The organism is Tabrizicola sp. YIM 78059, assembly GCF_004959785.1.
GTDB lineage: Bacteria > Pseudomonadota > Alphaproteobacteria > Rhodobacterales > Rhodobacteraceae > Tabrizicola > Tabrizicola caldifontis.
The window spans coordinates 1-518 of record NZ_SJZH01000066.1 but is presented as its reverse complement, the minus strand read 5'-3'; the positions used below and the strand labels follow the sequence as shown (position 1 = coordinate 518).

Below are 518 nucleotides of genomic sequence, written 5' to 3'. Positions count from 1 at the left end.
CATGACCAAGCTTTCCGACACCCAGGCCATCATCCTCAGCGCCGCCGCACAGCGCGCGGACCGCATCGCCCTGCCGCTCCCCGACAGCTTGCGCGGCGGGGCCGCCACCAAGGTGGTCGGCGCGATGCTCGCCAAGGGCTTCCTGCAGGAGGTCGACGCGGACATGCGCAAGGGCGAACCCGTCTGGCGCGAGACCGGCGACGGCCACGGCGTGACGCTGGTCGCCACCGACGCAGGCCTCGCCGCCATCGGGATCGAGACCGAAGACGCGAACCCCGCGCCTGCGGGCGCGACGGACGCGCCTTCCGAGGAGCCCGCGCCGGACACCCCCACCGAACCGAAGGCTGCGCCCAAGGCGCGCACGCCGCGCGGGGGGACGAAGCAGGCCACCCTGATCGCCATGCTGTGCGCGCCGGAGGGCGCGACCATCGAGGAGATCATGGCCGCGACCGGCTGGCAGGCCCACACCGTTCGCGGCGCAATGGCCGGGGCGCTGAAGAAGAAGCTCGGGCTCGAGG

Annotated in this window: 1 protein-coding gene; it reads left to right on the top strand. The window is 73.6% G+C overall.

The annotated features are described in order from the left end of the window. Window position 1: 1 nt before the first annotated feature. Window positions 2-518 (top strand): DUF3489 domain-containing protein (locus tag EZM81_RS18050; protein ID WP_136646744.1); only part of this gene is annotated, 517 nt, incomplete at its 3' end.